Annotated in this window: 10 protein-coding genes and 1 other RNA gene; 3 read left to right on the forward strand and 8 right to left on the reverse strand. The window is 72.4% G+C overall.

The genetic code is table 11. The annotated features are described in order from the left end of the window. Nucleotides 1-274 precede the first annotated feature (274 nt). The 7 genes from ssrA to ftsE all read right to left on the reverse strand — a co-directional run bounded on the left by ssrA (nt 275) and on the right by ftsE (nt 6,129). Nucleotides 275-645, reverse strand: a transfer-messenger RNA (tmRNA) gene (gene ssrA / locus BM223_RS12145). An 86-nt stretch (nt 646-731) separates the two neighbouring features. Next, on the reverse strand, nt 732-1,574 hold the full coding sequence (locus BM223_RS12150) for a trypsin-like serine protease (RefSeq protein ID WP_038677598.1): 843 nt from the start codon (nt 1,572-1,574) through the stop codon (nt 732-734). 72 nt (nt 1,575-1,646) lie between these two features. After that, complete coding sequence (locus BM223_RS12155) at nt 1,647-2,552, reverse strand: amidohydrolase family protein (protein ID WP_038677596.1); 906 nt, start codon at nt 2,550-2,552, stop codon at nt 1,647-1,649. Further along, the gene (gene smpB / locus BM223_RS12160) at nt 2,545-3,048 is read right to left on the reverse strand and encodes an SsrA-binding protein SmpB (RefSeq protein ID WP_038677595.1); all 504 of its coding nucleotides are present in this window, start codon (nt 3,046-3,048) and stop codon (nt 2,545-2,547) included. The genes BM223_RS12155 and smpB overlap by 8 nt, the downstream gene beginning before the upstream one ends. Before the next feature lie 67 nt (nt 3,049-3,115). After that, the gene (locus BM223_RS12165; protein ID WP_052138353.1) at nt 3,116-4,414 is read right to left on the reverse strand and encodes a M23 family metallopeptidase; all 1,299 of its coding nucleotides are present in this window, start codon (nt 4,412-4,414) and stop codon (nt 3,116-3,118) included. Nucleotides 4,415-4,470: 56 nt separating this feature from the next. After that, on the reverse strand, nt 4,471-5,418 hold the full coding sequence (gene ftsX, locus BM223_RS12170) for a permease-like cell division protein FtsX (protein ID WP_038677594.1): 948 nt from the start codon (nt 5,416-5,418) through the stop codon (nt 4,471-4,473). A 21-nt stretch (nt 5,419-5,439) separates the two neighbouring features. Then, on the reverse strand, nt 5,440-6,129 hold the full coding sequence (gene ftsE, locus BM223_RS12175) for a cell division ATP-binding protein FtsE (RefSeq protein WP_038677592.1): 690 nt from the start codon (nt 6,127-6,129) through the stop codon (nt 5,440-5,442). 90 nt (nt 6,130-6,219) lie between these two features. On the opposite strand from ftsE, the gene BM223_RS28375 reads away from it, so the two are divergent. Together BM223_RS28375 and BM223_RS12185 are read left to right on the forward strand one after the other, a co-directional pair. After that, nucleotides 6,220-6,864, forward strand: a complete 645-nt coding sequence (locus BM223_RS28375) for a hypothetical protein (RefSeq protein ID WP_141267461.1) — start codon at nt 6,220-6,222, stop codon at nt 6,862-6,864. Nucleotides 6,865-6,957: 93 nt separating this feature from the next. Further along, a complete protein-coding gene (locus BM223_RS12185; RefSeq protein WP_052138352.1) occupies nt 6,958-8,751 on the forward strand; it encodes a fibronectin type III domain-containing protein in 1,794 nt (597 codons plus the stop codon). 42 nt (nt 8,752-8,793) lie between these two features. Here BM223_RS12185 and prfB read toward each other — a convergent pair whose 3' ends face one another. Then, a complete protein-coding gene (prfB, locus tag BM223_RS12190) occupies nt 8,794-9,912 on the reverse strand; it encodes a peptide chain release factor 2 (RefSeq protein ID WP_038677589.1) in 1,119 nt (372 codons plus the stop codon). A 195-nt stretch (nt 9,913-10,107) separates the two neighbouring features. Here prfB and BM223_RS30060 point away from each other — a divergent pair, with 195 nt between their 5' ends. Beyond that, nucleotides 10,108-13,986, forward strand: coding sequence for a beta strand repeat-containing protein (locus BM223_RS30060; RefSeq protein WP_038677587.1), 3,879 nt, complete (start codon nt 10,108-10,110; stop codon nt 13,984-13,986). Nucleotides 13,987-13,992: the final 6 nt, after the last annotated feature.

Consider the following 13,992-nt stretch of genomic DNA (forward strand, 5'->3'; position numbering starts at 1 on the left):
CGAACGAGCCGGCGCGGCGGCCGTTGCACAAGGCCATCTTCGACCGTCTGTACGTCGACCACGACGGCGAGCAGGGCTTCATCGTCAAGGACACCCTGAACGAGCCGTTCTCCGACCGTGGTGACCCCACAACCGGACCCACCGCACGAGCCGGACCTCACGCGGACACACAAAAACAGCGCCCAGGTCTCCCTGAGCGCTGTTCCTGCTGATCGTCCCTTGGTCGCCATGCTCGAGTCGGCTCTGCGTAGGCAGAGTTCGAGTAAGGCCACCATGGTGGAGCTGCGGGGAATCGAACCCCGGTCCTCGAGCGCCGAGCCAGGTCTTCTCCGGGTGCAGTCAGTGGGTGGCGTGTTCTCGGTCCCGGCGCTCGCACTGACACGTCGCCGACAGACCCAGCCGGGTTTGAGTCCCGCGCCGCCCTCCCGGCGAGAGCGACGCAGCAAGTCTCCTAGATGACGTCTGGGTCCGGGACGGAGACGGATGCCCGGTCAGACGCTTCGATCACTGCTCAGGCAGCGAGAGCGAAGGAACTGCGCTTAGCGTTGGCAGTTATTGGTTTCCAGCGATCGTTTACGAGATGACGCTGGCTTCTCGACCCGCTTCCCCTGGAACAAACGTCCCAAGTCGAAACCGATCAGCCCCTCTTGAGTTGTCAACCGACCGCGCGCCGCCGCGCCGTCGGGTCCAGTCTAGCGACCCCAACGACGACGGCGGCACCGGTTATTCCGTCAGAGGCCGAAGCCCGCCAGCCACGCGCGTACGACGGGGATGTCGACGCGCTGGTAGCCGTCGATGTAGCGGCAGTTGGCCGTGTACCCGTACGACGTCACGCCGACGATCGAGCTGCCGAGCCACAGCGAGCCGCCGGAGTCACCGAAGCAGGTGCCGCCGGTGCCGAAGGGGTCCTTCTCGTTGCCGTTGGTCTGGATGATCTGGGGCGTGATCTTCTGGCCGGGCATGTCGACGTACCGGCGCAGGAGCGGGTAGCTCATCGGGACGGGCTTCTGGGGGCCGGAGTCGGGCTGGCGGACCTCGGTGCCGTAGCCGACGGCGCGGAAGAGGGTCTTGCGCGGCTGCTTGATCGCGTCGGCGGTGCCGACCGGGGCGAGGGGCGCCGGCGCGATGGTGGTGACGGGGGCGTCGAGGACGATGACGCCGACGTCGTTCCAGTTGCGCAGGTCGGTGAAGTCGCTGTACTGCGGGTGCGTGTACGCCGTCCCGGACAGGTAGCCCGCCGCGGCGAGCTCGGCGGAGGTGTAGCCGGCGCTCGGGTCGGCGGCGACCGGGAGCGGGGACGGCGGTGCCTCGGCGATGACGCTGTCGAAGGTGACGAGGGTCTTGCCGAGCGTCCCGGAGGTGCAGTGGGCGGCCGTGATGAGAACGGTGGGACTGACCAGGGTGGCCGAGCAGCGGAACCGGCCGTCGGCGTCGTAGAAGGCGATCAGGCCGACGTTCGGATGCAGGTTGCCGTCGGCGGTGCCGCCGGTGCTGGCCGTCGCGGGTGAGGCCGGGAAGACGAGGCCGGTCGCGGCGAGTGCGGCGACGACCAGGGTCAGGAGACGAGCACGCATATCTATTTCCCCCTTGTGTGAGCTCGCCACCAGTGGAGCACCGCGCGGCGGCTCAGGGGAAGGGGTTGCGGGTCAAGAAGCGGCGACCGGGTCGCCGACGAGACGCACGGCGTTGTGCCAGCACACGTCGCGCAGCCAGTCATCCCCCAGATCGAGGTCGGCGAGCCAGCCGAGCTGCTCGGCGTAGCGGAACGGCAGGGTCGGGAAGTCGGAGCCGTAGACGACCTTGTGCCGCAGCGCGCCGAGGCGCGGGACGAGGTCGCGCGCCGGCTCGCCGCGGCCGCCGTGGGGGTCGGTGAAGAAGGGGGCGAGCGCCATCGACGTGTCGAGGTGGACGCCGTCGTAGCGCTCGGCGAGCGTGACGAAATCGGCGGTCTCGGGTGCACCCAGGTGGGCGACGACGACCTGCAGCCGCGGGAACCGCGCCAGCAGCCGGGTCATCGCCTCGGGCCCCGTGTACGGCGTCCCGACCGGCCCTGACCCGACGTGCGCGACGACGGGCGTCCCGCTGTCCTCGAGGACCTCCCAGACCCCGTCGAGCAGCGGGTCGTCGACGTGGAAGCGGCCCACCTGCGAGTGGACCTTGAACACCGCGACGCCGTCGCGCACCAGCTCGGCGACGTACGACGGCGCCTCGGGCTCCGGGTAGAAGGTCGCGGTCCACAGCACCTCGGGCACCTCGGCGGCGAACGCCCGGCTCCAGTCGTTGAGGAAGCCGGCCACGCCGGGCTTGTGCGCGTAGGGCAGCGTCGGGAACCGGCGCACGCCGAAGTCGCGCAGCAGCCGGAGCCGCTCGTCGGCGTCGAAGCGGTAGCGGATCGGCCAGTCGCGCCCGATCAGCTCTCCCCCGTTGTCGAACTCGCGCCACACGGCACGCTCGATCGGCGGCGGGAGGAAGTGGACGTGCAGGTCCATCAGGCCGGGCAGCCCGAGGCGCTGCCAGAAGGCGCGGACCTCGGCGGCCTCGCCGTCAGTCACGCATGCCCTTGAGCCGGCGGCCGATGGCCTCCTGCTTCTCGCGGTCGGCGGTGCGCTCGGCGATCGCCTGGCGCTTGTCCCAGGACTTCTTGCCCTTGGCCAGCCCGATCTCGACCTTGGCCCGGCCCTTGACGAAGTAGAGCGCCAGCGGGACGACGGTGTGCCCCTTCTCGCTGACCTTGCGCTCGATCTTGTCGATCTCGAGGCGGTGCAGGAGCAGCTTGCGCTTGCGCCGCGCCGCGTGGTTGGTCCAGGTGCCCTGGGCGTACTCGGGGATGTGCACCCCGTGCAGCCAGGCCTCGCCGCCGTCGATGTCGACGAAGCCGTCGACCAGGCTCGCGCGACCCAGCCGCAGCGACTTCACCTCGGTGCCCTGGAGGACCAGGCCGGCCTCGAAGGTGTCCTCGATGTGGTAGTCGTGGCGCGCCTTCTTGTTGGACGCGACGAGCGTGCGCCCGCTCGCGTCCTTCTTGTCCGCACCCGACTTCTTGGCCATGCCCACGATTCTCTCAGGACGCCGCAACCGGATTCCGCCCAGGTCGCCCGTCCGCGTCGTACCGGGGTCAGAGGTACTGCATGGGGTTGACGGCCTCGCCGTTGCGCAGCACGGTGAAGTGCAGGTGGCAGCCGGTCGACCAGCCCGTGGTGCCGGAGTAGCCGACGACCTGGCCGCGCTTGACCCGGGCGCCCTGGCTGACGGCGTACCGGCTCAGGTGGTTGTAGACGAGCGTGATGTTGGCGCCGTTGACCTTGCCGATGGCGAGGTAGAGGCGGTTGCCGTAGACCTCGTCGTAGTACTCGCTGATCACGGTGCCGGACTCGCCGGCCCACAGCGCCGCGCCGCAGCCGGTGCCGAAGTCGGTGCCGTTGTGCAGGCCGTAGTAGCCGTAGATCGGGTGGATCCGCCAGCCGAAGGGCGAGGTGACCGGGCCCGGGCCGGGCTTGGCGAGCAGGCCGCCGGTGTCGCCGTTGTAGCTGCCCCCCTGCTTCTTCGAGAGCGCCGCGATGCGCGAGCGGATCTTGGCCTCGCGCTTCTCGAGGCGGCGCAGGGCCGCGCGGTCGGCCTCCCGGGCCTGGACGACGGCCGCCCGGGCGCTGCGGGTGCGGGTGACGAGCGAGGAGACCTGGGCCTCGGTGGCCGCGGCGCGGTCGACGAGGACCTGGACGGTGCGGACGTTGTCGTCGGCGGCCTTCTTGGCGACGGCCACCTCGTCCCGGGCGGTGCGGACGGCGTCGCGCTGCTGCTGCATCGCGTCCTCGGCCTCCTCGAGCTTGACCAGGGCCTGGTTCTGCCGCCCGGTCACGACCTCGTACGCCGTCTGGCCGGTGAGGACGTCCTCGATGGTGCCGCTGGTCAGGTAGGACTCCATGAGCGCGATCCGCGCGTCGTCACCGGTGGCCATCGAGACGACGGCGCGACGGCTGTCGGTGCGCTGGACGACGACGTCCGCGCGGGCCTGGACCAGCGCCGCCTTGGCGAGCGTGAGCTTCTGCTCGGCGTCGGTGAGCTTGGTGGCGAGCGTCGCCGCGGCGGCCTGCGCCTTGCCGAGGTCGCTGCGCACGGAGGCGAGGCGGGTGCGGGCGGTCTGGAGCTGGCCCTTGGCCGTCTCGAGACGGCCGGCGATCCTGGCGACCTTCTGACTGGCCTCGTGGATCTCCCCCTTGACGCTGGAGATCTGGCCCCGCACCTCGTTCTGGCGGTCCTTGAGGTCGTTGCGGTCGTCGGCCTGGGCCAACGGCATCGCCAGACCGACGACGGCAGCCAGGGTCGCGCCGATGACGACGAGCCATTGCGGGTGAGCCCATCCCGGCAGCCGATCGAAGGCACGGCGGAGCCAGGGGGCGCTGGGGAAGAAGCGCACGGGTCAGACCAATCAGTGTTCGGGGAAGTGAACTGTTCGACCGTAACCGTCCCGGCTCACACTTTGACGTATTTGCGGGTCAGCAGGAGTGTCGGGACCAGCGTGAGCAGCGGTCCGAGGATCACGATGCCGGGGATCCCGGGCAGGAAGCCCACCAGGGACTGGAAGTAGTCGCCCCAGTCGACCCACGGCAGGAACTGCACGTGCTCGGCCAGGCCGCGTTCGACGCCCCAGTACTGGAAGGCCGCCAGCGCACCCGCGGCGAGCCCGACGCCGACGATCGCGGTGACCAGGGCCTCGAGGAGGAAGGGCAGCGCGATGTAGAGGGTCGAGGCGCCCACCAGGCGCATGATCGCGATCTCGCGGCGCCGCGCGAGCGCGGCCAGCCGGATCGTGTTGGTGACCTGGAGGAGCGCGGCGAAGATGAGGAAGGCGGAGCCGATCCACGAGCCGTACTTGAGGACCTTCATGATCCCGAAGATCTGGCCGAGCGCCTTGCGCTGGTCCTTGATCCCCGAGACGCCGTCGAGGCCCACCAGGGCGCTGGAGATGCCGTCGGCCTCGTTGGGGTCCTTGAGCGTCACCCAGTAGCCCTGCGGCCACTGCTCGACGGTCACCACCGGGTTGGGCCCGGAGATGGCGCTGTCGGGGATCTGCCCGGACTTGCGGGCGTTGTCGAAGCCCTCCAGCTTGGAGACGTAGCGGAAGGAGCGGACCTCGGGGTTGTCCTCGATCTCCTGCTCGATCCGCTGCTTCTGCTCGTCGGTCACCTCACCGCTGCCGCAGTTGGGGCTGTTGGAGGGGTCGTCCTGGGTGCACAGGTTGACGAGGATCTTGAGCTCGTCGCCCAGCGTGGACCGGGCGATCTTGGCCTCCTGCTGGAGCAGGATGCCGATGCCCGCCAGGGACAGCGAGACGAAGAGCGTGACGATGACCGCGAGGTGCATCGACAGGTTCCGCCGCAGACCGGTGCGGAGCTCGGTGAAGACGTAGCGCAGCTGCATGGGAAGGAAGACTCTCCTGGATCAGTGCTGGAAGCCGTAGCTACCGGAAGCCTCGTCGCGGACGACCCGGCCGTGCTCGAGCTCGATCACCCGCTTGGTGAACTGGTCGACGATGCCGTGGTCGTGGGTGGCCATCAGGACCGTCGTCCCGGTGCCGTTGATGTCACCCAGGAGGTTCATGATCCCCACGGACGTCGCGGGGTCGAGGTTGCCGGTCGGCTCGTCGGCGATGAGGATCATCGGCCGGTTGACGAAGGCGCGGGCGATCGCCACCCGCTGCTGCTCGCCGCCGGAGAGCTCGTCGGGCATCCGGTCGCCCTTGTCCTTGAGGCCGACGAGCTCAAGGGTCTCGGGGACCACCTTGGCGATCTCGCGGCGGGACTTGCCGATCACCTGCTGGGCGAAGGCGACGTTCTCGCTGACCGTCTTGTTCGGCAGCAGCCGGAAGTCCTGGAAGACGGTGCCGATCTGGCGGCGCAGCCGCGGCACCTTCCAGCCCGCCATCCGGTTGATCTCCTTGCCCGCAACGTGCACCCGGCCGGTGGTCGGACGGAGCTCGCGCAGGACCAGCCGGAGGGCGGTCGACTTGCCGGAGCCCGAGGTTCCGACGAGGTAGACGAACTCTCCCTTGTCGATGTCGAGGGTGACCTGGTCGAGCGCCGGCTTCCCGGGTCCGGGGTAGCGCTTGGTGACCTTCTCGAAGCGAATCACTGGCAAGACGGTACGCCACGGACAAGGCGTGCCGGTGGACGCGTGCGCCGGTGCGTCGCCCTCTCAGGTGCGTCCTCTAGGGTGACCTGCGTGCCGACGGTCCTGCGTGCGCTGCTGCTCTCCGCGCTGCTCACGCTCATCCCCGTCGCGATCGGCGTCGCCGTCTCCGACGACACCGCGCCGCCCCCGGCCCGCAAGCCCGCCGCCTACACGGGCACGCCGCTGAGCGAGTTCGACAGCACGAAGGCCGTCGTCCGACGGGCGCCGTTCTGCGAGCTGGTACCCGCCGAGGCGGTCGCGGCCGCCTTGGGCGCCGAGGGCACGGCCACCGGCTACGACAACGGCGAGCAGACCGACGCGATCCCCGGGGGTGACGTCGCTCACGAGTACGGCTGCCGGGCCGCCGCCACCGCCGCCGGGACCCCCGGCGCGGCCGAGGCCTGGGTGTTCGCTCCCCCCGTGACCGCCGACTGGGCCCAGCGCCTGGTCGCCGAGGCCGGCCGCACGAAGGGCTGCGCCCCGCTGCCCGGAGCCCCGGCGTACGGCACCCCGTCGGTGGGCCTGCTGTGCACCACCGGCGACCAGCGCAGCGTCACCTTCCGCGGCCTGTACGGCGACGCGTGGCTCGCGTGCAGCCTGAGCCTGCCCGCGGGTCTCCCCCAGGACCAGCTCGTCGACCGCGCCGGGCGCTGGTGCGTGGCGGTCGCGCAGGCCGCCGCCGTCCCCGTCGGCTGACCTCGCCACGGCGCCTGGGACCCGGTCCCGCAAATCCCGGGACGACGTCCCGGAGCGCTCAGGCGCGCCGCGGGACGACCGAACGGTGTCGTCATGCTGCATCTCGTGCGTGCGGGCGGTCTCGGCGTGGCCGGGCTCGCCCTCGCGGTGGCAGGCCTTGCGATCCCCGCCTCCGCCACCGAGCCGTCCCGGGCCGACGGGGACGACCGGCCGGGCCTGAGCGCGGCCGAGGCCCGGATGCTGGCCACGGACCCCGCGGTCGACGTGGCGCCCGACGGCACCCTCTTCGCGGTCGACGAGTGGACCGCGCCGGCCACGGCCGGCGCCGACGCCCCACCGAGCGCCGCCGACGACGGCACCCGGCTCGCGCGCGGGGAGGCACTGCCCTCGGCCACGCTGGCCGACACCTTCACGCTGCACAGCCGGCCCGGTGCGAACCGCACGATCTACCTCGACTTCAACGGCGGCACGCTGCTGTCGAGCAACTCGTGGCTGCTCAACGGGCTGAGCACGCTCCTCTTCCCGGGCTGGTCGCTCGACGGGTCGGCGTCCTTCTCCGACGCCGAGCGCACCGTCGTCCAGGAGGTCTGGGCCCGGGTCGCCGAGGACTACTCCCCCTTCGACATCGACGTCACCACCCAGGAGCCGCCGGCGGGTGCGCTGTGGCGCAGCTCGTCGAGCGACCCGACGTACGGGACCCGGGTGGCGTTCGCCTCGGGCGGCTCGATCCAGACCCAGCTCTGCGGCGGCGCGTGCGGCGGCATCGCCTGGATCGGCACCTTCGACTCCGTCACCAACGGCGAGACCCGCAGCCCGGCCTGGGTGTTCCCGTCGTCGCTGGGCAACAAGGCCAAGAACATGGCCGAGGCGGCCTCGCACGAGGCCGGGCACACCCTCGGCCTCGGGCACGACGGCACCAGCAGCAGCGGCTACTACGCCGGCAACACCCTGTGGGGCCCGCTCATGGGCAGCCCCTACTCCGCCGGCGTGACCCAGTGGTCGCGCGGGGACTACCCGTCGGCCAACAACCGCGAGGACGACTTCGCGGTGCTCGGCGCGAACGGCGCGAGCCTGCGGCCCGACGAGGCGGGCAGCACGCCGGCCACCGCGCTCCCCCTCGCCGCCCTGCCCGGTGGCAGCGGCGTGATCACCGGCCGCGACGACCGCGACTGGTACGCCGTCACCGACTGCACCGGCACCGTCACCGCGAGCGCCTCCCCCGCACCCGTCGGCCCGAACCTCGACCTCCGCGTCGAGCTGCGCGACAGCGCCGGCACCCTGCTCCACGCCGCCGCACCCGCCACCACCCGGACCTCCGCCGCCGTCACCGGCCTCGGGGCGACCGTCACCGGCACCCTGCGCGGCGGCCCCTACTACGTCGCCGTCTCCGGCGCCGGCTCGCTCTCCGGCGGTGGCAGCGGCTGGAGCAGCGGCGGGTACGACTCCTACGGCAGCGCCGGGACCTACCGCCTCAGCGTCAGCGGGTGCTCCGGCACCCCGGGCAACGGCACCACCGACCCGCCGACCGACCCGCCGCCCCCGGTGAGCTCCGGCAAGCCGCCGTCCGCGGCACCGGCCACCCGTCCGGGGACGCCGCGCGCGGCCGTCGTCCGGCCCGGGACGCGGGGCGGCCGTCTCTCGGTCGGCGTCCGCTGGACGCCGCCCGCCACCGGCGGCGCCGCGATCACCGGCTACGTCGTCAAGGCGTTCAAGCTCACGGCCGGCGGCCGGGTGATCGCGACCCGCAGCACCGCGGTGCTCGCGGCGGGGACGACGTCGGTCCAGCTGCTGCTGCCGAAGGGCCGCTGGGCCGTCCGGGTCAAGGCGCGCAACAAGCTCGGGTGGAGCGGGTTCAGCCCGCGCTCGGCGGCGGCCAGGGCCCGCTGACCCCGCCGTCCCGGCCCGGGTCCCGGAGCCGGGAGCGGAGACCTAGGCGTCCGCCGACTTCTCGGCACCCCGCCGCCAGCGGATGCCCGCCTCGAGGAAGCCGTCGATGTCGCCGTCGAAGACCGCCTGCGGGTTGCCGGTCTCGTAGCCGGTGCGCAGGTCCTTGACGATCTGGTACGGGTTGAGCACGTAGTTGCGCATCTGGTCGCCCCAGCTCGCGGCGACGTCGCCCTTGAGGTCCTTCTTGAGCGCAGCCTCCTCGGCCTTCTTCTTCGCGAGGAGCTTGGCCTTGAGGACGATCATCGCGGCCGCCTTGTTCTGCAGCTGCGACTTCTCGTTCTGGCAGGAGACCACGATGCCGGTGGGGATGTGGGTGAGCCGGACGGCGGAGTCGGTGGTGTTGACCGACTGGCCGCCGGGGCCGCCCGAGCGGAAGACGTCGGTGCGGATGTCGTTCTCGTCGACCTCGATCTCGTCGGTCTGCTCGAGCTGGGGGACGACCTCGACCGCGGCGAACGAGGTCTGCCGGCGGCCCTGGTTGTCGAAGGGGCTGATCCGGACGAGGCGGTGGGTGCCGGCGTCGACGGAGAGGGTGCCGTAGGCGTAGGGCGCGTGGATCGCGAACTCGGCCGACTTGATGCCGGCCTCCTCGGCGTAGGAGATGTCGTAGACCTCGACGGGGTACTTGTTGCGCTCGGCCCAGCGCGTGTACATCCGCATGAGGGTCTCGGCGAAGTCGGCCGCGTCGACGCCGCCGGCGCCGGAGCGGATGGTGACGATGGCCTCGCGCTCGTCGTACTCGCCGGAGAGGAGGGTGCGGACCTCGAGGCCCTCGACGGCCTTCTTGACCTTGGCCAGCTCGGACTCGGCCTCGGCGAGGGTGTCGTCGTCGGCCTCCTCGGCGGCGAGCTCGGCGAGCACCGCGAGGTCGTCGATGCGCTGCTGGAGGCTGCGGAAGCGCTCCACCTGGCCCTGGAGGGCGGAGAGGCGGCCGGTGACCCGGGTCGCGTTGGCCTGGTCGTCCCACAGGTCCGGTGCGGCGACCTGGACGCCGAGGTCCGCGATCTCGCGCTCCATCGCGGGCAGGTCGAGGACCTGCTCGATGGTGTGCATCGTCGACGTCAGCTGCTTGATCTCGGAGTCGTAATCGGGGCCGGCCACAAGGCCCAAGGTTACGGCGCGCAGGCGGCTGGCGGCGAACCGCGGTCGTTCGGGCGAAGAAAACGTGAACCCTTTTCAGAAAACACTGTGCGCGGGGTCACAAACCTGCTTGAATCCGGCCACTCCCTCCGCCACATGGGCTCCCGTGCCCGTTCCTCTCGGGTGGCATCCCCCCGACCTACGGGACGGTGACGCATGCTCCCTGCGCCGATCGACAGCACCCTGCCCACGCCCGGCCGCCATCGCGCGGCCCGGGCCTTCCGACGACGCCTGGCCTGGCTCAGCGTCCTGGCGACCGTGGTCGCCACGATGGTGGCCACCGCCGGCACGGCGCCGGCCGGCGCCGCCCAGGCCCCCGGGGACGACGTCCCGGCCTGGTCGACCGGCTGGTCGTGGACCTACCAGTCGAACTTCCGCTACCTCGCCGACGGGACCGACGTGTCCCTCAACGAGAACGTCACCTACACCGTCGCCGGCGTGGAGACCTTCCAGGGCCAGCCGGCGTACAAGCTCAACATCACCGGCACGATCACCGGCGGCAGCGGCAGCGCCGCGGTCGACGGCGTCGGCAACGCCGAGCTGAGCAACTTCGCCGGCTCGGTCTCGGGCACCAAGTTCGTCCGGCGCTCCGACCTGGCCCTCCTGCAGGAGACCCAGCACCAGAACCTCACCGGCCGGGCCAAGGTCAGCATCATCACCCAGAACATCACCGCGACCATCGACCTGGTGATGACGCCGACGCGCGGCTGGCGCGCGCTGGCCTTCCCGCTCGACGCGGGCCAGTCCTGGAGCAACGACGTGGACGTCGCCTACAACGGCGGGTTCAGCTACAACGCGGGCTCCCTGGCGAGCGGCACGTCGACCTTCGACGGCATCTTCTCCTTCAAGGACCCCTCGTCGGTGACCAACGCGACCAGCGCGGTCCCGATCGGCTCGGTGAGCACCCGCCGGGTCCACGCGCAGAGCGCCGACGGCCAGACCGTCAACACGCACTGGTGGTCGGCGACCCACCGCAACGACGCCCAGGAGCTGCTCCGGCTGCCCCTGGACGGCGGCTCGCTGACCCTCGACCGCAAGCTCTCCGCGGCCTCGACCCCGGCCCCCGGCACCACGCTGACCGGCACGGTCACGCCGTCGCTCTCGTGCGCCGGCGGCGACGTCACCGTCAGCGGCCGGCTGAGCACCGGCGCGGCCGGCGTCCCGGTGAGCATCGCGCTCGACAAGTCCCCGGTCGACCCGGGCGGCGCGGTCACCGCGACCACGACGACCACCGCCGGCGGCAACTACTCCGCGACGATCGCCGCGCCCGCCGAGGCCGACGGCCTGAGCAAGACCGGCGCCCGCGCGAGCTGGGGTGTCGTCGTGACGTCCGCCGGCGCGTCCGCGGCCGGCACCCTCGTCGTCACCCCGCGCAGCTGCAGCACGCTGACCTACACCGGCGACACCTCCGCCGCGCAGGGCAGCACCGCCACCCTCCGCGCGGTCCTCGCCGACCGCACCGGTGGCGACGTCTCCGGGCGCACGGTCACCTTCGCCCTCTCCGGCGGCGCGAGCGCCACCGCGACCACCAACGGCGCCGGGGTGGCCGAGACGACGATCTCGGTCGCCGGTCCCCCGCGGTCCGCCACCGTCACCGCCACGTACGCCGGCGCGCCCGGCCTCGAGCCGGCCAGCACCTCGTCGGCCTTCACGGTCGGCACCATCGCGACCACGACGACCGTCTCCGCCGACCCGGCCGTCGTGCCGCTCGGCGAGCCGGTCCGGTTCACCGCCACCGTCGCGCCCGCGCACGGCGGCACCCCGTCGGGCACGGTGCAGTTCCGGGTCGACGGCGCCGACTTCGGTGCCGCCGTCGCGCTCTCCGGCGGCTCCGCCACCAGCCCCGCGCTGTCGACGCTGACCCTCGGCGACCACACGGTCACCGCGGTCTACAGCGGCAGCACGGACCACACCGGCAGCACCTCCGCCGCGGTCACCTTCCGCGTGCGCGAGCCGCTCAAGGCGACCACGACCACCTCGACCGTCGACCCGTCCACCGCCGTGTACGGCGAGCCGGTCACCCTCGGCGCGACGGTCAGCACCGCCACCGGCACCCCGACCGGTGAGGTCGTCTTCACCGTCGAGGGCCACGAGGTCGGCCGGGCCGGCGTCTCCCCCGACGGCACCGCCGGCACGACGGTCGCCGACCTCCCGGTCGGCAGCAACCCCGTCGTGGCGACCTACCGCGGGGACGACGTCTTCGGCGCCAGCGCCGCGTCGCCGCGCACCGTCACCGTCGGCAAGGCCGCCGTCGACGTCACTCTCGACGCCTCGGACTCCTCGACCGTGACCGGTGAGGCCGTCGGCCTCACCGCGACCGTCGCGGTCCGGGCCCCGGGTGGCGGCGCCCCCGACGGCACCGTCCAGCTGCTCGTCGACGGCAACCCCGTCGGCGCGCCGGTCGACGTCGTCAACGGTGCCGCGGCCTTCCCGCCGCTGACCACGCTGACCGCCGGCACCCACACCCTGCGGGCGGCCTACTCCGGCAGCAGCCGGTACGCCGCGGGCGCCGACCAGCGCACGCAGGACGTCTCCCCCGCCGACACCACGGTCGCGCTCGTGGCGAACCCGTCGCCGTCGGTGCAGGACGAGAACGTCCGGCTCACCGCCAGCGTCGTCGCCGCCGCCCCCGGCTCGGGGGCACCGACCGGCACGGTCACCTTCCTCTCCGGCGGTGACCCGATCGGCTCGGCTCCGCTGGAGGCCTCGGCGTCCGGCAGCACCGCCGTCCTCGATCTGGACGACCTGCCGCCGGGCACCCACCAGCTCGTCGCGACCTACGACGGCGACGCGGACTACCGCGGCGCCGCGTCGGCCCCGACCAGCCACACGGTGATCGCCGGGACCGCCGTCGCGGCCACCGCGACCGAGCTCTCCTCGAGCGCCAACCCGGCCACCTACGGTGACGCGGTCCGCTTCCGGGCCGAGGTCACCACGGCCGACGGCGTGCCGTCCGGCACGGTGCAGTTCTCGCTCGACGGCACCGACCTCGGTGCTCCGGTCGCCGTGGACGGCGACGGTGTCGCGCTCAGCGAGGCGGTCACCTCCGCCGAGCCGGGCGACCACACCGTCATCGCCAGCTTCGTGGGCGCACCGGGCTTCTCCGGCAGCGGCGCGATCCTGACCCAGACGGTCGAGATCGGCAGCGTCGACCTCGACCTGACGTCGTCCGACACCGACGCGGGCGTCGGCGACGACGTCACGTTCACCGTCGCGGTCACCGCGCCGGGCGCGGGGGCCACCCCGACCGGGTCGGTCCAGATCGTCATCGACGGGCGCCCGTCCGGTCCCGCCCTCACCCTCGAGGACGGCACCGCGACCAGCCCGGCGCTGGCGACCCTGACCCCGGGCGAGCACACCGTCACGGCCGTCTACTCCGGCGACCTGCGCTACGGCGCGGCCACCGCGGAGCTCACCCAGCGCGTCCTGCGCCTGGGGACGACGACCGCCCTGGCCCTCGACCGCAGCCAGACCACGTACGGCGACCCGGTCACGGCCACCGCGACCGTCACGGCGTCCGACGACCACCTGGGCGCGCCGACCGGCACGGTCACCTTCACGGTCGACGGGCAGCCGGTCGCGACCGGCACGCTGGTCGCGGGTGCGGGCGGCGTCTCGACGGCGACGGTCACCCTGGCCTCGCCAGGGGCCGGCAACCACACGGTCCGTGCGGTGTTCGCGGGCGGCGCGAAGTTCGAGGGCAGCACGTCCGGCAACAAGCCGGTGGCGGTGGCCAAGCGCGCGACCAGCGTGAGTACCGCCCCCGCCGTCCTGTCGCTGACCCCGCTGGCGGTCCCGCTCGGGGTCCTCCGGGCGACCGTCACCGCGGGCTCGACGCCGCTGGCCGGAGTCCCGGTGGAGTTCAAGGTGGGCGCGAAGGTCGTGTGCACCTCGACCACCAACGAGTCGGGCCTGGCCGTGTGCAGCGCGGCGGCGTACCTGCTCCAGCTCACCCTCAACGGCGGCTACGTCGCGACCTTCCAGGGCGACGCCAACCACCTGTCCTCGACGGCGCGCGGCGCCATCCTCAAGTGAAAGGAA

It is taken from the genome of Pimelobacter simplex (assembly GCF_900114845.1).
In the GTDB taxonomy this organism is placed as follows: domain Bacteria; phylum Actinomycetota; class Actinomycetes; order Propionibacteriales; family Nocardioidaceae; genus Nocardioides; species Nocardioides simplex.

Bases quoted from the DNA above. Each gene is read 5' to 3' on its own strand.
- BM223_RS12150 (WP_038677598.1), bottom strand. From the start codon at position 1,574: ATGCGTGCTCGTCTCCTGACCCTGGTCGTCGCCGCACTCGCCGCGACC.
- smpB (WP_038677595.1), bottom strand. From the start codon at position 3,048: ATGGCCAAGAAGTCGGGTGCGGACAAGAAGGACGCGAGCGGGCGCACG.
- ftsX (WP_038677594.1), bottom strand. From the start codon at position 5,418: ATGCAGCTGCGCTACGTCTTCACCGAGCTCCGCACCGGTCTGCGGCGG.
- BM223_RS12185 (WP_052138352.1), top strand. From the start codon at position 6,958: ATGCTGCATCTCGTGCGTGCGGGCGGTCTCGGCGTGGCCGGGCTCGCC.
- BM223_RS30060 (WP_038677587.1), top strand. From the start codon at position 10,108: ATGCTCCCTGCGCCGATCGACAGCACCCTGCCCACGCCCGGCCGCCAT.